Genomic DNA, 20,651 nt, shown 5'->3' with positions numbered 1-20,651 from the left:
CTAATGATTCTCTTGCAGTTCTAAACCATTTTTTGCTTTTCGATCCCCAATTTGTTAAAAATCTTGACATAATTGCGAAAAAGCTTTGAGACTACATTTCCATAAACGATCGAAATGCCATTACCGACAAGCTTAACAATCGAAGTTTTTCTTAATCTTGCCTTCACATCAGGAGAGGAATAAATTGGTACAAATGATTTAAGATAACCGCCTCTACCTGCTTCTAGATCTGCCAATTATTGATTAGCAAACTATCCACTCTGTCATCTGAGCAAAGTGGATAAAAATCCCCTGATCGTTTGTTCTCGAAATTATTAACGCCAATAGGGACGACCTTTCCAAAAGACTCCCACCATCAGAAAAATCACCGTCTCATAAGAAAATCCCACCAGTAAAGGAGGAAGAGGTAACAGCGACTTGAGCAAGATTCCCACAGCCAAACAAAGAACCAAAGCCCATAAACTACCTGAATTCAAGATTACCTGACGTTGCCACTGCTCGCAAAGATAAACTCCTAGCACACCCACACCCACAGCAGCCGCCAAAGATAAAATTATCCCTAAAGGTGGAGAAAACAGGAAATTGAGAAAGCTGTGTAAAACCGATGATTGAGTATAGCCCCAAATTAACAGACCTTCTCCAATCATCGCGATCGCTATTGTCACCCCAGTTACCAGACTAAGCGATCGCCAAGGCTGTAATTTAAAACTACGCAAAGGATCGTTCATTTTTTGTTCCTAATAGCGCTTTAGCCTCTATAGTACAATCTACTCGAACTAGTCAAAACCAATTTGGCAAGTTCAGAATTCCCTAGAGATAAAGATTGCCAGTAAAAATGACAAATGAGAGAAAGCCAAACTTATCTGCTTCCTCTCATCTAGCAATGTTGACACTCCGCAGCATAAATGCGCCAGGATTCTCATTTCATCGGGAGAACCTAAACAATGCTGCTTTAAAGAGGCAGGGTTTTAAACCCAAAACTTTTGGTAAAGTCTCTTTATGCCACAAAAACCAAAGCTTCTTGTTCCTCGTGTTCCACACGAAAAACATTTGCATAAAGACTAGCCATAACTTGCTTACCTGCTTGAGTCAATTCCAAATAAGATAAAGCCGTCTTCACATAAGGATAAACAACCTTCCAGTAGAAACTAGGGTAGTTACGGCGAAGTTCACCCGGACTTTCGTAACCTAAATTTTTATTAGCACCAATTTCTTCAAACTCGTAGAACAACGCCGGAATCTTTTGTAAATAGCGGGGATCGCTCAATTGACCGATTAAATCTGCCGCTCTTACCAAACCCGGATAATTTTCCGTATTTTTATGATCGTCATCAGCCGGAACCGGAAAACGAGTCAACTCAATATTTGCCTTAAGAATTTCCGCATCAATCAGAGTATGACCGCCAAAACGTTCTTGAACAAATAACTTACCTCGATCGACATGATAAGGAGCCATACTCGCATCAGTCGAACCAGGAGGTACAGAAATCATCACATCACCCACTCCTGTAGCATACAAATTTTCTTGTGGGCGATCGGGACGACAAACCCCTCTAACATAGCCAATATCGTGACATAACAAAGACAGGTGGAAGTGTAACCAATCTTCGCAGCTTACGCCACCAACTTTAATATGTTTACCTCGGAGAATTTCCTGTCCAACAAGAGTAACAAAAACTGTATGCTCGACATTGTGATAGAGAGCATCGCTATTAGCAATATTTTCCAGAGCCATAGCAGCACCCCAGGAAATAATTTCAGCATATTCACTCTTCCAGCCTCCGTAGGTACGGTGGTAGCCTTCTGTAAGTTGTGCGATCAAGGTGTCAATTAGTAAGTTTGTCGGGTTAAAAATCATCGGTGGTTAGTCCTGAGTTGGTAATTATCAACGTGAGTTAACTAGAGAGTAGTTAGGAAATAGGGATTTTAGGTAGATTTGCCTGTTAATAAGAGTTACTAGCAAATCCATCAACTGATAACTACTTAAGGTTATCAGTGATTTTCGAGAAAGACTATTAACGAAAATTACAAGTGAGGGTATAAAGATTTCTACTCACTTAGTATCTATGATGAATCTTTTCTGGTTAATTGGAGGCGATCTAGGTACAGTTTCTCTTGATTGATAACTTAGCTTGAGATACTATAACTGGGAAGCTCGCTAGCAACTGTGGTTGAGACGCCTGTCAAATAAGTGAAAGCTTGTTGGATAAGTTTGGTGGTTGAGTTGGGAGGATGTCAGTCACCCAGATGCCAGCTATCCTAATCGAGTATTGGTTGAAACCCTCGAAAATCCTTCTTAGGGATTGAAACTAGGCTGAATCCTCCTTCCGCGATGCGAAATGGGTTGAAACCCTCGAAAATCCCTCAGAGGGATTGAAACGTTGCGATCGCCACCTCACTAAAGAAACGACAATCGCTACAATCAAAGAAATACTGGATAATACTGAGACAGCTCGATGATTCCTACAGTAATCGAAACTTCTGGTCGTGGCGAACGCGCCTTCGACATTTATTCTCGACTCTTGCGAGAAAGAATCGTTTTCCTCGGACAAGCTGTAACTGATGAGTTGGCGAATTTAATTGTCGCTCAATTCCTCTTTCTGGAAGCAGAAGATCCTGAAAAAGATATCTACCTTTACATCAACTCTCCCGGTGGTTCTGTGTCGGCAGGATTTGGGATCTTTGATACTATGAATCAAATTCGTCCTGATGTTTGTACCATTTGCTTGGGACTAGCAGCAAGTATGGGCGCTTTCCTGCTTAGTGCTGGGGAAAAAGGTAAGCGGATGAGTCTTCCTCACTCGCGGATTATGATTCACCAACCTTTGGGTGGCGCTCAAGGACAAGCGGCGGATATTGAAATTCAGGCGAAGGAAATTTTGTATCTGAAGAAACAGCTTAATCACCATCTCGCCAATCATACAGGTCAACCTTTAGAGAAAATCGAAGAAGATACCGAACGTGACTTTTATATGTCTGCGGAAGATGCGAAGGAATACGGTTTGATTGACTCAGTAATCGATCGCCGTCCTTCAGCTAGTAATCCTCCGGAAGTTGGTTAACGTTTTCTAACAGGATGAAGGCTGCACTTTTCTTGACAAATTAACTTTTTTGTGCATTGTCCTTCATCCTGAATTTCAGCTATTGAGGACTAGGTTGTTGAAGTAAATATTGATGAAATTCGCTTAATTCTTCATCAGTAAGACTGTGACGCGATCGCTTCCCATAACGTTCGTTGAGAAAGTCTCGTCCTTGAGTTTCACTCCAACCTAAGCGTTTAATTTCCACACTGGTTCCTTCCATCAGCAGATCTCGATCCATTTCCGGACTACGCTGAGAAGCCTTAGTTGATTTTTGCGCTGACTTTGCCGGGTAAACTGGTTCTGGTTCAGGAGTGAGATCGGCTATTTCTTCAGAAGATCCCCCAAAAGATCCAGGTGGAGAAAATTCCGGTTCGCCAGCAAAATTAGGAGTAACTGTTGTGGGTTTCTCAGGTGGAGAAAAAGTTTCCCTAGGTGTAACAGGAGGAGTAACCCGCTCAGAAACGATTGTTGCTGGTTGAGTTCGATCTAAACTAGGAGAAACCGCAGTTTCCGATTCAGAAGCTGTAGTAACTGGTTGATTAGCCATCTGAGGAATCTGACCGTTAGTGATACCCAAAAAAGCTAAAAGTCTTTTTCTAGCTTCATCTTCAGCTTCTTCCACCGAAAAAGCAGCAGCCAAACTCGTAGCCAAAGTTACACCATCATCAACCGCGATCGCCCGGACCACATACTGACCGCGATCCACAGTCACAAACTCACTAATCAAACTACCATTGGGATAACGTTTTTGGAATAGTGCAAACATAAGCTAGGACAAGAAAACAGATTATTAACGGCAAGACGCGGCGTAGCCCCAAATGGGTACTTTCACCGAGAGGAAAAATCAGCTAACTAGCTGTAATTAACCTTTGGAGTCCGCGCTGCCCTAGAAGTGACATACTCCCACTCTAAATCAAAGATTACAGAGTGGGCTTCTGGTTCGTTTAAGCTAAGGTAATTGAGTAACAGCTGAGGAAAATAGCTTTGAATAAAGCTTGTAAAAACTAGAAGCTATACGGAATAAGGATTAGAGGATGAAATTACTAAGTCCCCATTGGCGACAGGTATCTGTAGGCATTTTTGCCTTATCGCTTGTTAATGCGATCGGGGCTTACATTCCCCGATTGATCGGTAATAGTGTGGATGAGTTGAGGGGAACTCTCAGCTTTGAGGTGCTATTGCGTTTTGTGTTCTTAATTGCAGTTCTCGCCTCGATCATGTGGGTAATTCGGATGGTGTCCCGGATTACGATTTTTGGTATTGGACGACAGGTAGAATTCGATCTTAAACAAAAGATTTTTCAACATTTGTTAGGGTTGGAACCTGCTTATTTTTCGAGTAATACGACTGGGGATTTAATTAATCGGGCAACTTCTGATGTTGATAATATCCGGCGTTTGCTTGGATTTGCAGTTCTGAGTTTAATTAATACAGTTTTTGCTTACGGTTTGACGCTACCGTTTATGCTGGCAATTAATGTGCGGCTGACTTTAGCGACGATCGCGATTTATCCTCTGATGTTGATTGCGGTACAGTTGTTTAGTGCTAAGTTACAATCTGAACAACGCACGGTGCAGGAGAGGCTTTCGGATCTTTCTCAGTTGATCCAAGAGGATATGAGTGGGATTTCGTTGATTAAAATATATGCTCAGGAGATTAACGAACGTCTTGCTTTTCGTCGGAAAAATGAGCAGTTATTGTTGGCAAATCTGAGTTTGGCGAGAACGAGAAATGTTTTGTTTCCAGTGGTAGAGGCTCTTTCTTATGTTAGTTTGCTGATTTTGCTGTGGTTGGGTAGTAGCGCGATCGCTAATAAGACAATTTCAGTTGGCGATTTTGTCGCGCTGATTACTTATGTGGAACGTTTGGTTTTCCCGACGGCTTTATTAGGTTTTACAATTACTACTTATCAACGGGGTGAGGTTAGTATTGACCGCATTAAGGCAATTTTTGCGGTTGAACCACAAATTCAGGATCGACCCGATAATCTGACGCTTCCTCTGGAGAGTGTGAAAGGTTCAATAATGGCGCGAGGTTTGAGTTATACCTATCCTGGGGCGAAATCTCCGGCTTTGAAGCAGCTTAATTTTACCATTAAACCAGGGGAAAAAGTGGCGATCGTCGGTTCGATTGGTTCTGGTAAATCAACTTTGGCGAATGCTATTCCTCGTTTGTTAGATATTGAATCGGGACAGTTATTTCTCGATGAATATGATATCACCAAAGTTAAGTTGGCCGATCTGCGTCGCGCGATCGCTTATGTCCCTCAAGATAGTTTTCTCTTTAGTACCACTATTCAAAATAACATTCGTTATGGCGAACCCTTGACGGAACAACCGGAGGTAGAATCGGCGGCAAAAATAGCCCAAATTCACCCAGAAATTCTTAATTTTCCGAAAGAATATGATACTTTGGTCGGAGAACGTGGTATTACCCTTTCTGGTGGACAGCGACAACGTACTTCTTTAGCTAGGGCTTTGTTAATAGATGCGCCAGTTTTGATTCTTGATGATGCGCTTTCCAGTGTTGATAATCAAACTGCTACGCAAATTTTAGACAATCTTTCTGAAGGTGTAAAGCGTAAAACAGTGATTTTTATCTCTCATCAATTGTCGGCTGCGGCGACTGCTGACCGAATTTTTGTCATGGATGCTGGCGAAATTGTCCAAATCGGAACTCATGCTGAGTTGAGCGAATCTCCTGGATTATACCAATCTCTTTGGCAACAACATCAGTTAGAAGAAGTTTTGCAATAAGTTGATAGGATTTGGGCATCATTTGACGGTTAAAAATTAACAAACACCTATGTAGATTATTCCTGTTTCAACAGTCACCCCATAAGGGTGTAGGGGTGCAGATTTTTTGGCACCCCCTTACTTTTTTCTGAGGAATTTTTGGGGATTTATTCTTACTAAATTGAAAATTGGCGATCGCGTCTGTCGCTTCTCATCCCAAATGTGGTAATATCTGTACTGAATCGGTTTTGCTGGGGAACAGCCAGCAAACATAAGGGGGAAAGTTCGGTGCAAGTCCGGCGCTGTCCCGCAACTGTGATGAGTCGATCTCTTAGTCAGGATGCCCGCCGATTGTCTAATTTTAGTCGTACAGTTGCATCTGCGAGGTACAGATGATCTCTAATATGCTCTTGTTAATTTTATCTGGCTGGATTTTGTCGCCGTCGCTACAATTAAAGCAGCCACGAGCCGCCACAATACACAGAAATTAATTTTTGTCAAGCTTTTTTGGCAAAAAAAGCAGAATTGTTTGTTTCTAGTCAAGGCTTTAAACCTTGACTCTCTTCACTTTCAGCAACCATAACCAGTTAATACTTAAAACCAATTTTAAGTCAAGCAGAAATGTCAAAAATAAAGCTTTTCTTTAACACAAAGAGTGTCTTACAAATTGCTGGGTTAGTAACTCTTACCGGGTTATTTTTCCTTAGTAATTCCAATCAAGTAATGGCTCACCACGCCTTTGGTGGTCAAACTCCAGATAATTTTTTTGAAGGATTTTTATCGGGATTAGCACACCCAATTATCGGCTTAGATCATTTCGCTTTTGTAGTTGCAGTAGGCTTACTTGCAGCCACAGTAAATAAAGGAATTTTTAGCTTAATTTCGTTTGTTTTAGCGACAATAGCGGGCACAGGAATTCATCTTTTAGAGTGGAATTTACCTGCGGTAGAAATCTTAATTGCGCTGTCAGTAATTGGTTTTGGAGTGTTGCTAGCGAAGAATAATACTGAACCACAGAAATCGGGAGGATATAAGATTATTTTGGCAATTCTGGCGGCGATCGCCGGAATTTTTCATGGCTACGCTTACGGAGAAGCGATCGTTGGTGCAGAAATGACACCCTTAGTCGCTTATTTAGCAGGTTTTGCGGTAATTCAATTAACAGTTGCCCTCGCTGCATCTATCTTAGGTAAGATTATTTTGGAAAAATTGCCCCAACAGCCATTTCCGATTTTACGGTTTTTAGGATTAGCGATCGCTGGTATGGGAATTGTTTTTCTCACCTCGGCGGCAATTGGTTAACCTAGAATTAGGGAACGTTTAAGCGTGAGGGGATAAAAAGATTTTTTTGACAACTAATTTCAACTCAGAAAAATTGCTTTTCGCGAGCCAACTTTATCCCCTCCCAAACCGCTCTCTACCCTTAGATTTCTAGGTAAAAAAATGCGTATTTCCAGCTTACTAGCTTTAACTTTAACCACCGCTAGCATCATGGGAATTAACCTTCCACCAACACCAGCAATTCAAAGAAGAGATGGTAGCGTTTCCTTTGAAAGTGCGCCCCGTTTATTAGATGCCGTTACTACCTACAATAACACCGGAGTTTGGGCAGCAAAATATTATTTTACGATCGATTTACCCGCAGACGCAGGCGAACCTTTAGGAAAAGTAACGATCGCTCAAAGGGAGGGATTTGAAGACATTAACTTTGAACTAGAAGATACATTTGCCTTTGTAGGAACCCATCGCGATAAAGGCAAAAGATTGAACGTAAGTCAAGTAAACAAAAATGAAGAAACAGGTGCAATTACAGTTAATTTTGAGCCAGCAATTCCCCCCGGAACCACCTTTACAGTTGGCTTAAAACCCAAGCAAAATCCTCTTTATGGCGGAGTTTATTTATTTGGCGTAACCGTATTTCCTGCCGCCGAAATTCCTTACCCACTTTATATTGGTGTCGGACGAATGCACTTTTATGGTGACTGGTACGACTCATTCTATTAAGATATAAATTCAACAACTCAACCCGATCTAATATGGCTGCAAAAATACCCGTAACTGTTATCACTGGCTTTCTCGGTGCTGGTAAAACTACTCTCGTTCGTCATTTATTGCAAAACAATCAAGGACGAAAAATTGCTGTCCTCGTTAACGAATTTGGCGAAGTAGGAATTGACGGCGAACTACTACGTGATTGTCAAATTTGCGAAACTGATGAAAACCCAACTGATAACATTATTGAATTGACAAATGGCTGCCTTTGTTGTACCGTTCAAGAAGAATTTTTTCCCACCATGCAAAAACTCTTAGAACGGCGAGAACAAATTGATTGTATGTTGGTAGAAACTTCCGGTTTAGCATTACCAAAACCCTTAGTACAAGCTTTTCGCTGGCAAGAAATTCGTAACGGTGCTACAGTGGATGGCGTAATCACAGTAGTGGATTGTCAAGCTTTAGCTGCTGGTACTTTAGTTGGCGATTTAGATGCTTTAGAAGCCCAAAGAAAAGCCGACCCTAATTTAGAACATGAAACGCCCATAGAAGAGTTATTTGAAGACCAATTAGCTTGCGCCGATTTAGTATTGCTAACCAAAGCCGATTTAGTAGACGAAGAAACGCGAATTAAAGTTGAGAATTGGTTGGAAAAAGAATTACCTAGTGGAGTTAAAATTGTTCCTTGTTACCAAGGAGAAATTGCCCCAGAGATTTTATTAGGATTTAATGCAGCAGTTGAAGATAACTTAGACAGTCGTCCTTCTCATCACGACACTGAAGAAGAACACGAACATGATGATGAGATCGACTCAGTGGAACTGATTTTAGAACAAACATTTGAACCGAAAAAATTAGTTAACCAGTTACAAAAATTGGTGGAAAAAGAGGAAATTTACCGAGTCAAAGGTTTCGTCAACGTTGAAAACAAACCAATGCGGATGGTATTACAAGGAGTCGGATCTCGCTTTGACTTTTTCTACGATCGCCTTTGGAAACCCGACGAACTTCGTCAAACCAAACTGGTACTGATCGGTCGTTCCTTAGAAAAAGAGAAAATCTTAGCCGCAATCAACTAAAATAATTTTAGCTCCTAAGATTATTTTTGACCGTCAAAAATTGGAGGATAATTTTCCCAGGATAGTGACTGACGCGGAATACCAAAAGCGATATTTTCTGCGTCAAAAGCTAACTTCAAACGGCGGCGAAATTCCCGTCCCACAGACCAATGTTGTAACGGTTTTGTCTTAATCCACATCAAAATTTGGACGCCATGATGATCCAGATCGTTAACTCCTAAAAGATTAACTGGATCGACAATTTTTTCTTGCCATTCAGGGTCTTTTTGCATCGTTTCCGCCGTTTCGCTAATGACTGATAAAGCTTTAGTTAAATCAGCATTGTAACTGATTTCAAAAGTAAATTCGATTCGCGCCCAATCTTTAGAAACATTGTGGACGGTGGTAATATTACTATTAGGAATGGTACTCAATCTCCCGTTTAAACCACGCAGTTGAGTAATGCGTAAATTCATTTCTTCTACTAAACCACTCGCACTACCAACGTCAATAAAATCACCGATCGCGTACTGATCCTCAAGCAAAATCAAACTACCGTTAATGATATCTCTAATTAAATTTTGCGAACCAAAAGAAATCGCAAAACCAATAATTCCCGCACCAGCTAAGAGGGGTGCGATCGGAATATCAAGATGGTCTAATGCTAAAATAATGCCAATAGCACCTAAAATGTAAACAATAAGTCCCTGCAAAACGCGGGAGAAAGTAACTAAGCGCAAAGCCCGTCTTTGGGAAGGTGTAGGTGTCAGCGAAAGTCGATCTAGCCAAGTTTTAAACAAGCGATCGATTAAAACTGTACTAACTCGAATAGCTAAATAAATACCAAGCAAAGTTCCTACTAATTCCCATTTCGTAATTAACCATAAATTCAACCAAGTTGTCCAGGGGAAAAATCCTGAAACGATTGTCAAAGCTACCAACCAAATTAAGATTTGGACAATATGCAGTATTCCTCTTTGCAATCGATTTAAATTTTGCTTTTGCTCTAGAGAAAGTTTTTGCTCGGTTAAATTACCGATTTGCTCTTGTTTGTTAGCAGGAATTTCTGACTCATTATTAAAGTTTTTCAGAGATTCTTGTGCTGGCAAAGCTTCAATTTTTTCACATCGCCGTACAAATTTATTTTGCAAGCGTTTTTGGAAATAAGCAATAAATAAGGTTATGAGAAAGCAAAGTAATGCTATTCCCCCAGAAACCAAGCTTTGGCGAATTAAATAAGTTGGTTGTCGTCGTTGCTGTGCTTGTAGCAAACCCAAGCGAATATCAGTGGTTAATTCGCTGACAAAATCAGGCAACGAAAGCCCGTGAATGCGAGCATCCATTTCGGTAATTACGGCAATTTTTTGCTCTTTTAATTGCTTACCATCCCTAGCAATAATTATCGTTTGCTCGCCTCGATCTTGAGCAACAATTTCTAGAGTTTGTGGGTTAAAACCCGTGCGAATTATCTGATTAAGTTTCTTCTCATAGCTTTCCACTCGCATCTGCACTGGTGCGAGGAGTTTGGTTGATTCACCGCTACTTGCGGCGGCGGCGACATGAAAAAGTATGCGCCCGTCGAGTTGGATCGGAGCTTGAATAAGTGGTGTTTCTGCTAAAGTTGGATTAGGAGATTTTTTTGCTGGCGCGATCGCTACAAAGTTAATTGTTAAGAAAAATGTCAGCAAGCAAAGAGCCACCCAACGGCGAAGTAATTGAGAAGTCTGCATAAGCTACCAAAAATGTGCCGATCGATTGTCAGAATACTCAAAATTTAACATTAAATCAGGGCAATAACTTATCTAAAATTGTCTTCAAGCTTGGCGAGCAACTTATTTTTAAATAATGGGAGACAGGAGCGAATAATTTACTTAATTTAATTCCTGCCTAACCCACCCCAAAAACGCTAATTTTTTTCTAGCCAAGAAATTAAGTCATCCTCACTACTAAAATCAAGCAAAGCTTCTCCCAATTCTTCTAATTGCTCAACAGATAACTCCTGAATTTGTGCTTGTAATTCGGGCTTAACTTCTCCTATTCGCCGTTTCAGCAAGCGTAAGGCGAAAGATACAGCTTCTCGCTGAATACCTTGCTGAATACCTTTTTGAGTTGCTTCAGCTTCAATGTCTTGATAAATCACTGACTCACGCATAATTTGCTGCCTTAAAACACTTTTAACAAAGTTCTTCTCTAATACTAACCCCGCTAGAAGTGCTACGGATGCGGATACGTTACTTTGCTGTCTGTTATCGCTAATTTTTTCAATTTCTCCAGCTACTTGTCGGAGAGTGTTATTAGGATTATTGGTTTGACTCAAGACAGCAAAAGGGAACAATCCTGGCGATCGCAAAAACACTTCTGTTGGTTGCTCCCATAGTCGAATTACCTCGAAATTCGCGCAAAAATTGTCAATTTCAAACTTATTTTGGTAAACCAAATCCGAACCACTGCGTCGCAGATAAATTACTACTTGACGCATAGGCTTTTCCGGATAGCGACGATAGGTTCGCAAGCGGTAGTCAGCCATGCGAAAAGCGATATCTGAACTAGGTTCGGTTTGGAATTCTGCATGAAGAATAATTTCCTCCGATTGCAGTAAAATTAATGAATCAGCCCGAATTGGTTCAACTGACAATTCCGATGGTTCTATTTTAGTTAAAGTAATTGGTTCGCCGAGTAACCAACTAGCAATATCGGCTGAAAACATTTCCGCAATAAACTTACAAGTATTATCGTACATTATTTTATAGCCAAGAAATTTTCCAATAACTTCTTAATTTACCCTTTATCTTATCCGCGTTTATCTGTGTTTATCTGTGGTTTAAATCCAAGATTAATTACCTCGAAGACGAGTGGGAGAAACCAGATAAGGTATCTGGTCATTACTATGAAGATTATGGCAAACTGTGCGTAGCTGTGCTGATTCGCCAATGTGAGGATCGCGAAAATTAATATTAGTTTCTAAATAATCCTTAATCCAATCGCATCCCTGCATTAATAAATCATCAAGGTTTAGATTCCAAATAATCACAGTTTGGTCAACACTTGCAGTGGCGATCGCGCGACCGTTACCTTTCCATGCTAAATTTAAAACACTAGCTTTGTGACCTTTTAGGGTTGTCAGTAGTGTCCCATCTAGGCTCCATAGTTTCACTTTGCCGTCAGCAGTAGCAGATGCTAAGGTTTGATGATGGTAAGAATTATAGTTATTTTGCGGGTTGAAAGCTACGCTATAAACTGGGTTATCGTGTTTTTTTAATGTTCTTAATAACCGACCATTACTCCGCCACAATTTCACTGTACTATCAGCAGAAGCCGAAGCTAAAAAGCGACCATCGGGCGACCAAGATACGTCCCAAACTCTGCTTCCATGTCCTTTTAAAGTGTGGATTAAAGTTAGTTTACCGGAACTTTGACGCGACCAAAGTTTTACGGTATCATCATCGCTAGTAGTAGCTAAAACTTGACTATTTGGCGACCAAGCAATCCCTGTTACAGCAGCTTCGTGCTTGTTTAAAGTTTGCAATAAACTGCCATTGGCTTGCCAAATTTTAATCGTACCATCTTCGCTAACTGTAGCGATCGCGGTTCCGTCTGGCGACCAACTCACACCTAAAACTGCACCCAAATGTCCGCTTAAAGTTTTCTTAAGTTTACCTTCTAATGTCCATAATTTTACCGTACCGTCAACACTGGCAGTAGCTAAGGTTTTACCATCAGGCGATCGGGATAAGTCGGTTACTGAATTATAGTGTCCCAAAAAAGTCTTAACTAAACTACCCTCTGAATCCCAAATTTTCACAGTGCCATTATTACTAGCTGTAATAATTTTTTTATTACTATCTGAATTAAAAATTACGCTCGTTACTGTTGCTTCATGTCCAACTAATTGAACTAATTTCCGGTTATTTAGATACCAAAACTTAATTGTTGTATCGGCACTTGCGGAGGCGACTGTTTTACTATCCGGCGACCAAGAAATACTGTGAATAGAAGAGTTATGACCGCGCAAACTGGTTATTAATTCTAATTCTTGGTTATTTTGCCAAATTTTTACAGTTTTATCTACACTAGCAGTTGCAATTTTTTTGCCATCAGGACTAAAGATAATATCTAAAATCGGATAATCGCTGGCATCAATATTTTTAATTAAACTACCGTTGCTTTGCCAAACATTAATTGTTCCATCTTTATTCCCTGATAAAATAGTTTTACCATCGGGATTGAAAGCCAGGCTGTAAATAGAATTATTCTGCTTGTTGATGGTGGTAATTAAACTACCATCTCGGCGCCAAAACTTAATTGTTTTATCTGTCGATCCAGAAGCGAAAATGTTACCATTGGGATGCCACGCTAAAGCATTTACCCAAGAACTATGTCCATTCAAAGTAGTAATTAATGTACCATCTCGGCGCCAAAACTTAATTGTTTTATCTGCTGATGCCGAAGCTAAAATTTGCCCATCAGGACTAAAAACTACTTTAATAACCTTATCTTCATGTTCTGCTAAAGTTGTAATCAAAGTACCATTTCGCTGCCAAAGTTTAATTGTTTTGTCGTAACTTGCCGAAGCTAAAATTTGCCCGTCGGGACTCCAAGCCACACTTTTAACTGGTTCTTGATGTTCGGTTAAAGTGGCAATTAATTTGCCGTTTTTTTGCCAAAGTTTGACTGTGCGATCGTCACCACCGGAAGCAAGTATTTCTCCATCGGGACTAAACGCCACGCTAATAACTGTTCTCTCGTGTCCTTCGAGTCGGTTATATTCTCTAACTCCGTAAACAGCTTGCTGCAAAACCGCAGTTACTCGCAGTTTTGTATCGGGTTTGGCATCTGGCGATAACTTTAACTTTTTGGCAGCTTTTAAACTTTCTAGTAGGGCTTCTAAGTCTTTTCCTGAATCCAAAAATTCTTTGCTGGAATCACTCAAATTACTTAAAATTATTCCAGCTTCACCTAATTCGGCACGCTGCCATTGCCAAACAGCTACGCCGCCAAAAGTTAGGGAACCTAATAAACCGCAAGTGAGTAAAAAAATTACTCGACGGCGCGTAGTTGCACGAATCTTTTTTTGGCGCTGTTGATGGGTTAAACTCGTGCGAATAAAATTTTGTTCTTTTTCGCTTAATTCTTGTTCTCTTTCTGTTAGCCAACGCTGGGCTTCTAATAATAATGTACCGCGCAACAAAGTTTCTGGATCGCGATCGCCAATTTCCCACTGATTCATTGCTACTCGCAAACGTTCTTGCCAAATGCGAAAGCTGCGATCGTCTTCTAACCACGATCGCAAACGTTTCCACTCCCGAATCAAGGCTTCGTGAACGATTTCTACTGTTTCTTCACCTGTGGCTTCGTCTCGTCCGGTCACGACTAAACGAGTATTCGCTAAGTGCATAACTAAGCCCCATTTGTCAACCCCTATTTCCAGGCGCGTCGCTACTCGGCGCGTGTCGGCTGTTCCTTCTCCAGGACGCACCAACTGCGTGAAAATTTGCCTTGCTTGGGGTTGTTGTTCCTGGTTGAGGGCAGTATAAACGCGATCGGCATAACTCGCTAAAGCTTGTTCTACGCCCCCGATCGCGTCATAAGCTGCATGAGTGAGGGTAAAATCGGAGTTGCTAGCAATGGATTCTTCCCAGAGTAACGTCAGGGCAAATTCAAGTAAAGGAAGATTACCAGGTTCTTGACTTAAAGCATCTAATATGCGTTCACTCAAACCATCAGCGATCGCCACACCTAATTTAGCAGCAGGTTTAGCGATCGCCGCCTGCAATTCCTCACGACTCATAGGTGCAAGAAACTCTGGGTGATACTGCCATAATGCCTGAGCAAAGACGCGAGATCCAAGGGCTTGTTCGAGAAAGTCAGCGCGAAGGGTAAGTACCAGGGTTTTCAGGAAATAGTTAGATGTGTTTTTTTCCTCCTCTAAGTTAATAAGAACTTCCAGAAAAGTTTGACGTTCTTGAATATTTTGACAAAGCGTATAAACTTCTTCAAATTGGTCGGCAACCAGCAGCAAACGACCTTGACTTTCTTGTTTAGATAAAATTCGCTCAACCACATCATTTAAACTAATACTTTTCTCGCATAAAGCACCAGCTAATTTATGAATTTCAATCAGTTGTTCCGTTTCACTCAACTCTGGTTCGAGCCAAAAAATCAACTGTTCGGCTAACTTAAAAAACGGACGATTACCTGGACGAAAAGAGACAATCAACCAATTATTTTGTTTGCGCAAATGAGGAATCAAACCCGCAAAAACCAACGAAGATTTTCCACTTCCCGAAGCGCCAACAATTGCCACAAAAGGTTTATTACCCACAGTTTAAACTAACTTTTCGGTGCGTTCTTCTCTGCCAAAAAAGAAAGGCGCATCTGCTTCAGTAAAAGCTGCTAATCCGCGATATGGAGACTGAAGAGAAATTGCCCTAAACCCGTCTATTTCAATAGAGAAATTATCTCCAACTGATGACTGAGCTAATTGTTGCCAAGTAAAAGGAATCACACTCGGATTTTGGCAAATCACAGGCAACCAAGTAGCACAAGGATAGCGATTTTCTAAAGCTTGTAATTGTTCTCTTGCTTCTCGCACAGCCAGATAAAGAGATTTTCCTCTCGCAAAAGCTGTTAAAAAGTATTTGAGAAATTCTTGAGCAACTAAATCTGGTACTTGTTCCCGCATCACAATCATTTGCGGGATAGAAAGAGATTCCAATTTTCTCGCTAAACCCAAACCCTCGCAAGAGTTAAAAATTGCCAATTTCAATCCATTACTAATAGCTTTTCTCAGCCCATGAGTCAACTCATCTAGAGATAAACTTTCCTGGCGATTAATCTCAATTTGTCCGCTTTCTCCATCATGATGAGAACTACTATGTCCCGCAAAAAAGAGAATATCCCAACCTTTTCCATCCCACAACCATTGAGATAATTCTTGTCGTTGGGGTTCGACCAAAAAAACTATTTCTGCCTCAGACGATAAATTAGTTAATAATTGACGATCTGCTTCAATATCAATTCCCGCTCGATTGCCTAAAATCGCCAGAATTCTGACTTGCGAACGAGGTAATAAATCCGTTGAAGCGCGCTCGTAAGCAGGAGCGCTAAGGGCAATTTCTGCTTTCGGGTAACGCTCGCAAAAATCCCACAAATGCCAAGGTAATTGTCTGAGAGAAATCACTTCAACTTGCACAATCACCCTAATAGATTCACTAGTTTGCAACTTCTCTAATAATTTCTCGCGAATCAAACGAAAAGAGTCAGCCAATAACCAGTTATTAAAAGCATCTGCCAAATTTTGGGCAGCTTGACGACAAGCATTAATTACTTCAGTTTGTTTGCCACTAATAATCGTTTGAGTTCGCTCTTCAAGCCGAAATAATAAACTTAAATTACGATAAAAAGATTGCCAATGTTGGTATTGAACAATAATTTCCGGTGCTGGTGGTAATCTACCTTTAGCACGACTTTGGATTAGGGAAAAATTATCTTCTTCCCTAATTTCTAAAGTTACTTTGGCACCCTGCTGCAAATCTCCATCAAGATCGAGGATGACTAATTTACTCATTTTGGTTTGTAGTCAGTTTGTTAGCGCTACTTTAAATAACGAACGCTTCGCTAAAGCTAGCATTTAACAACGTTACCTTTATACTGAATTCTTCACCCAATTGTCCAGCGAACTCGTATTGGAGAAAAGTATCTCCCTCACAAGGAGTTATTTCGCGAAAAACTTCACCAGATGCTGTCAAGACGAGCAACTTTAGTTCGGTTGGTAGTGTTTGGGCTTGGTTTTTGGCGATCGCTGTGGTAGCTTCAGCAAATTTTGTGGCTCTTGCGGGATACAATTGTAAATTAATTCCTACTTTATCGTTAGTTTCTGGCACTAGCGTCAGTACCAAAATTAACTGACATTCACTACCCAACTCAATTAATTTTCCCATTCTCATACAGGTTCTACGAAAGGCTAAATTCGGCGCAGATAATGTGAATAACCCTTCAACTGCTTGCCAACCTGACTCAAAAACACCTTCCCACCACTGACTTAAATTATTTCGCTTTTGTTCTTGACTTGGAGCCGAAAATGTTAAAGAAACTTGTTCCAGATGTTCGATTAAAGCGTCAAGAGGCTGTAACTCAGTCAGGGAAATAGTTTCGCTATTAACTTCGGGAACAAATCCGAGCAATTGTGCTTGTTGGGGATGTCGATTAAATCCTACCGCCAGATAACCGATGCGATTAGAAACTACTTCTGGCGGTAATCTCAAAACTGTCTCCTCAGCCAAAACTGGACGACATTCTAGCCTTCCCAGATTAGGAATAACTAAATCTGCAATATCGAAGATTGCACGCATCCCCGGATGCCAACTATCGCTAGCTTCCAAATCAGAATCTATTTGCAACCATTGTAAATAGCGGCGAACAGCCCACACTGCCAAGGTGTTCAGATAAACTCGCAAACCTTTTTCTGGTGTTGCTTGTTGGGCGGCAAATTCTCGCGCTTGGTTATGGGCATAATTAACCAAGGGAATAGTTAGACAAGTTTCAGTATTATTCATCAGTAATAAGTAATGGTTCCTTTGTGGTTAAGGCAAAAATGCACCACAGCACATCTTACATATCTCTTTCAGGTTGATAGCCAAAATTTTTGGCAATATTTTGCAGCAAAGGTAGTCCTTTATTTTTCCAATGCCAGTTGAGAGTGTGATAGTTAATATTTAAATCTTTAGCAATATCGACAAGCTTGTCTGGCGGATATTTCAACAGCAATCGCCAAGCGAGAACTTGGCAGTTACATTGAGGATGGGCGCGAGGATGACAACTGGCGAGAATATTATCTGGATCTGCTTCAATATATGCTTGGAGTCGAATGCCAATTCTCGTATGGCGTCGTTTTTCTTGTTCGCGGGCAATTTCTTCGTACTGTTCCCAAATTGTACTTGGTGTCTCATCTGGGAGTTGAGCGGCAAAAGTTTCTTGAGTAATTGCATCGAGAGGTACATCCAAAGAAAGAGGCGGTTTCCTAGCTTGTTCTTTAAATTCCTGTCTGATACTTTTATTCGTAGTTCTAGTTCTAGCGCGATCGCCTGTTCCCGCGTACAAATCTCGCACTTGATACTTTAAGCGTAATTTAAGATTAATCCAAGCTACGAGACTACTGGTAATTGAAGCTTGTTGAGGTTCAAATTCTTCTATTTCCTCACCCACCCGCATTAAAGTATCATCCAAAGCTTGTAAATAATCTGGATGGTTAGACCTCGCCAAACCCGGAAGTTGCTGAATTTCGAGCAATAAACCATTTAAAGCTTTGCGCCAACTTAAACTTCCCTTTGATTGCTGGCGTAGCGTGGCAATTAATTTCCTTAGCCTTTCGTCGCGTTCTTCCATGCTTTTTGATAATCCTGAAACAATCTTACACGCTACTAGCTTGCTACAAAGGCAAAGTTAAGTGGGGAAGTAGTACAGGCAAAAGCCTGCTATCCAATCTAGACAGGGAAAGGCTCAAGCGCAACGCCCATTCTCGTCCGAAAAAAGTAGAGTTTGACTACGCCAAATTTTTGATAAGGTAACAAAATAGTAAATCTGTCAATCGAGACTTGTTTGTCTGGCGAGATCCTTCAAGATGAGATATGCTTTGGTTCACGAGTGGTTAACCCCGAAAGCTACTGGCGGTTCTGAGTTGGTGGTCAAAGAAATTTTACAGCATGTGGAGGCGGATTTATATGCTCTAATTGATTTTGAATCAATCAATCCGGAAAGTTACCTTTTTGGACGCCAAATCGGGACAACTTTCCTACAAAAGTTTCCTTTTGCTCGTAATGGCGTACAAAAATATCTACCTCTGTTACCTTTAGCGATCGAACAGCTTGATTTGCGGGCTTATGATGTCATTCTTTCTTCTTCCCATGCAGTAGCCAAAGGAGTCTTGACTAGCCCCCAACAGCTTCATATTTGCTATTGCCATACTCCCATGCGCTATGCGTGGGATTTGACATTTGATTACTTGAATAATAGCCATCTGGGACGAGGTGTAGCGGGAATCTTAACTCGCTACTTGCTTCATCGTTTGCGTCAGTGGGACGCGATCGCCGCTAATCGAGTTGATTACTTTATCGCTAACTCCTATCATACGGCTCGCCGCATTTGGCGCTGTTATCGCCGTAAAGCAGAAGTAATTTATCCTCCAGTCCAAATTGACCGTTTTCCTTTCCAAGCTCAGAAAGAAGATTATTACTTAACCGTTTCCCGATTAGTAAGTTACAAACAAGTCTCTCTCATCGTCAAAGCTTTCAATCAGCTAGGACGAAATTTAGTCATCATCGGCGACGGAAAAGAATTACCGGCAATTCGCCAACTAGCAAAACCAAACGTACAAATCCTCGGAGCACAACCTGATGCGATCGTCGAAAAATACATGGCTGGAGCAAAAGCCTTTGTTTATGCAGCTTGTGAAGATTTTGGCATCGCCTTAGTCGAAGCACAAGCCTGCGGTACCCCAGTAATTGCCTATGGTAGCGGTGGAGCTACAGAAACTGTCAGGGATATTAGACAATTTCCCGAAACAGGGACGGGTTTACTTTTTTCTCCCCAAACTCCCGCCGCCTTAGTCGCTGCTGTGGAAACTTTTGAACAATTTACAGGAAAATTTAATCCGGAAGTTAGTCGCGCTCAAGCAATTAACTTTAGCCCGAAAATCTTTACCCAGCGCTATTTAGACTTTCTTGAAGTTTCTCGACAAGAGTATCAGTTGGCAACAAAAATTCCGACTCATGAAACTTGATTAACTATAATCGGGGTCTTGTGGCTTTATGATCGGGACTGTGTGGTGTGATGTGATGTGAAGGAGTAAGATGACTGCTAATAGCCAACTTATCTCCGTGAAGCTGTTGCAGGGGTTGATGAAACAACGTTTTCAGCCCCTCCCTGCCAAAGCAAAACCTCAGCGTTTATCTTGGCGAGCTACAAACGGAGTATTTTGCAAACGTTTGTTCGATGTTGTTTTTTCCTTATCGGTTCTGATTTTGTTTTCCCCAGTTTACTTAGTGCTGGCTTTACTGATTGCGATTAGCTCTCCAGGACCGATTTTTTACGTTCAACAACGAGTAGGTAAAAACTACAAGCCTTTTGGTTGTATTAAATTCCGCACGATGGTGAATAATGCTGAGGATGTACTGGCGGAAATGATGGATAAATCTCCCCAAATGCGACAAGAGTTTGAGGATAACTTCAAGCTCAAAGACGATCCTCGGATTACGGCGATTGGGAAATTTCTCCGCCTGACCAGTCTAGATGAGTTTCCTCAGTTCTGGAATGTTTTAATGGGAGATATGAGCGTGGTCGGTCCCAGACCGCTAGTTCCTGAAGAATTACCGAAGTACGGACGGCACATCGATAAGGTGTTGACAATTAGACCAGGAATTACCGGATTGTGGCAAGTTTCTGGACGCAATGATATTCCTTACCATCGTCGCATTCAAATTGATGTTTATTACGTGAATTCTCGGAATTGGTTGTTGGATTTATGGACGATCTTCAAAACAATTGGGGTGGTTATTTTTCCCGGCAATAACGGCGCTTATTGAGCGAGACCGATCTCGCTTGGCTGTTTGAACAAGTGATGGGTAAGGTGAAAATTGATTTACCTTACCCATCACTTGTGTTTGAGTTAGTCGGAAGATTTTCGTTGATAAATTTTCTGTGGCGATCGTAGCTGATTGATGGTACTTCAGGTTAACTTAAAAAGGAATTTACACGCCTTAAGTGTAGCAGTAGGTAAAGATACCACC

General features: G+C 41.1%; 17 protein-coding genes and 1 riboswitch. Of the genes, 7 read left to right on the top strand and 10 right to left on the bottom strand.

The genetic code is table 11. From position 1 onward, the window contains the following. Window positions 1–20 precede the first annotated feature (20 nt). The 3 genes from G3T18_RS23325 to G3T18_RS23315 form a co-directional block, all read right to left on the bottom strand. The gene (locus G3T18_RS23325) at window positions 21–236 is read right to left on the bottom strand and encodes a hypothetical protein (protein WP_224412993.1); all 216 of its coding nucleotides are present in this window, start codon (window positions 234–236) and stop codon (window positions 21–23) included. A gap of 78 nt (window positions 237–314) precedes the next feature. Then, a complete protein-coding gene (locus tag G3T18_RS23320; protein ID WP_224412992.1) occupies window positions 315–728 on the bottom strand; it encodes a peptide chain release factor 1 in 414 nt (137 codons plus the stop codon). Between the two features lie 269 nt (window positions 729–997). Continuing rightward, the gene (locus G3T18_RS23315; protein WP_224413066.1) at window positions 998–1,855 is read right to left on the bottom strand and encodes an Npun_R2479 family HD domain-containing metalloprotein; all 858 of its coding nucleotides are present in this window, start codon (window positions 1,853–1,855) and stop codon (window positions 998–1,000) included. Between the two features lie 601 nt (window positions 1,856–2,456). Here G3T18_RS23315 and clpP point away from each other — a divergent pair. Continuing rightward, on the top strand, window positions 2,457–3,062 hold the full coding sequence (gene clpP, locus G3T18_RS23310) for an ATP-dependent Clp endopeptidase proteolytic subunit ClpP (RefSeq protein WP_224412991.1): 606 nt from the start codon (window positions 2,457–2,459) through the stop codon (window positions 3,060–3,062). 79 nt (window positions 3,063–3,141) lie between these two features. Here the strand turns inward: clpP and G3T18_RS23305 are convergent, their stop codons facing one another. Next, window positions 3,142–3,849: a hypothetical protein gene (locus G3T18_RS23305; protein ID WP_224412990.1), complete on the bottom strand. Its 708-nt coding sequence runs from the start codon at window positions 3,847–3,849 to the stop codon at window positions 3,142–3,144. A 268-nt stretch (window positions 3,850–4,117) separates the two neighbouring features. Here G3T18_RS23305 and G3T18_RS23300 point away from each other — a divergent pair, with 268 nt between their 5' ends. The 4 genes from G3T18_RS23300 (at window position 4,118) to cobW (ending at window position 8,889) form a co-directional block, all read left to right on the top strand. Continuing rightward, on the top strand, window positions 4,118–5,839 hold the full coding sequence (locus G3T18_RS23300; RefSeq protein ID WP_224412989.1) for an ABC transporter ATP-binding protein: 1,722 nt from the start codon (window positions 4,118–4,120) through the stop codon (window positions 5,837–5,839). A gap of 205 nt (window positions 5,840–6,044) precedes the next feature. Then, window positions 6,045–6,184, top strand: a riboswitch (cobalamin riboswitch). Window positions 6,185–6,439: 255 nt separating this feature from the next. Then, window positions 6,440–7,120: a HupE/UreJ family protein gene (locus G3T18_RS23295; RefSeq protein WP_224412988.1), complete on the top strand. Its 681-nt coding sequence runs from the start codon at window positions 6,440–6,442 to the stop codon at window positions 7,118–7,120. A 141-nt stretch (window positions 7,121–7,261) separates the two neighbouring features. Beyond that, window positions 7,262–7,822: a DUF2808 domain-containing protein gene (locus tag G3T18_RS23290; RefSeq protein ID WP_224412987.1), complete on the top strand. Its 561-nt coding sequence runs from the start codon at window positions 7,262–7,264 to the stop codon at window positions 7,820–7,822. Window positions 7,823–7,854: 32 nt separating this feature from the next. Next, window positions 7,855–8,889, top strand: a complete 1,035-nt coding sequence (gene cobW, locus G3T18_RS23285) for a cobalamin biosynthesis protein CobW (RefSeq protein ID WP_224412986.1) — start codon at window positions 7,855–7,857, stop codon at window positions 8,887–8,889. A gap of 20 nt (window positions 8,890–8,909) precedes the next feature. Here the strand turns inward: cobW and G3T18_RS23280 are convergent, their stop codons facing one another. The 6 genes from G3T18_RS23280 to G3T18_RS23255 form a co-directional block, all read right to left on the bottom strand. Then, complete coding sequence (locus tag G3T18_RS23280) at window positions 8,910–10,598, bottom strand: mechanosensitive ion channel family protein (RefSeq protein WP_224412985.1); 1,689 nt, start codon at window positions 10,596–10,598, stop codon at window positions 8,910–8,912. Window positions 10,599–10,774: 176 nt separating this feature from the next. Then, the gene (locus G3T18_RS23275) at window positions 10,775–11,608 is read right to left on the bottom strand and encodes an Rpn family recombination-promoting nuclease/putative transposase (protein WP_224412984.1); all 834 of its coding nucleotides are present in this window, start codon (window positions 11,606–11,608) and stop codon (window positions 10,775–10,777) included. A gap of 93 nt (window positions 11,609–11,701) precedes the next feature. Then, a complete protein-coding gene (locus G3T18_RS23270; RefSeq protein ID WP_224412983.1) occupies window positions 11,702–15,190 on the bottom strand; it encodes an NACHT and WD repeat domain-containing protein in 3,489 nt (1,162 codons plus the stop codon). Window positions 15,191–15,193: 3 nt separating this feature from the next. Next, complete coding sequence (locus tag G3T18_RS23265; protein WP_224412982.1) at window positions 15,194–16,435, bottom strand: CHAT domain-containing protein; 1,242 nt, start codon at window positions 16,433–16,435, stop codon at window positions 15,194–15,196. Window positions 16,436–16,466: 31 nt separating this feature from the next. Beyond that, the gene (locus G3T18_RS23260; RefSeq protein ID WP_224412981.1) at window positions 16,467–17,423 is read right to left on the bottom strand and encodes a DUF1822 family protein; all 957 of its coding nucleotides are present in this window, start codon (window positions 17,421–17,423) and stop codon (window positions 16,467–16,469) included. A gap of 55 nt (window positions 17,424–17,478) precedes the next feature. Next, window positions 17,479–18,252 (bottom strand): hypothetical protein, encoded by a 774-nt coding sequence (locus G3T18_RS23255; protein WP_224412980.1) that lies wholly within the window; start codon window positions 18,250–18,252, stop codon window positions 17,479–17,481. A 235-nt stretch (window positions 18,253–18,487) separates the two neighbouring features. Here G3T18_RS23255 and G3T18_RS23250 point away from each other — a divergent pair, with 235 nt between their 5' ends. Further along, window positions 18,488–19,645, top strand: a complete 1,158-nt coding sequence (locus tag G3T18_RS23250) for a glycosyltransferase (protein ID WP_224412979.1) — start codon at window positions 18,488–18,490, stop codon at window positions 19,643–19,645. Window positions 19,646–19,715: 70 nt separating this feature from the next. Further along, entirely contained in the window at window positions 19,716–20,447 is a 732-nt protein-coding gene (locus G3T18_RS23245; protein WP_224412978.1) for a sugar transferase, read from the top strand. Window positions 20,448–20,651 lie beyond the last annotated feature (204 nt).

Origin of the sequence: Oscillatoria salina IIICB1 (assembly GCF_020144665.1) — a bacterium.
Classification (GTDB): domain Bacteria; phylum Cyanobacteriota; class Cyanobacteriia; order Cyanobacteriales; family SIO1D9; genus IIICB1.
The sequence above is the reverse complement of the archived record's forward strand: the minus strand, read 5'-3'. Positions and strand labels throughout refer to the sequence as shown.